The sequence below is a fragment of the Variovorax sp. F042 genome (genome assembly GCF_057814215.1).
On the sequence record NZ_JBVASX010000074.1, the window covers coordinates 1 to 294 of the forward strand.

At 78.6% G+C, this 294-nt stretch carries 1 pseudogene; it reads right to left on the reverse strand.

The window, feature by feature from the left end:
* Positions 1-294 (reverse strand): annotated as a pseudogene (locus ACZYSP_RS35460) (type II secretion system protein N); the annotation flags it as partial.

Consider the following 294-nt stretch of genomic DNA (forward strand, 5'->3'; position numbering starts at 1 on the left):
CGGCGCGCGGGCTGGCCGTGAGTTCGAGCGGCTGCGCGGCGCAGCAGGGCAGGTCGAGGCTGGCGGCGATGCCGCTCCAGCCCGGGCGCCTGCGCCAGTGCAGCAGGCCGGGCAGCGACACCGCCTGCGCGCCGCCGGCGCCGCTGGCGAAGACCACGGCGGCCGTACCGTTCCAGCCGGTGCCGCGCGGGTTGGCCAGCACGAGGCGGCCATGGCTCCAGTTCGACAGCGCCGCCGCGAGCCAGCGCGCCGGCGCGAACAGCACCACCGCCAGCAGCGCGCCGACCGTGATGC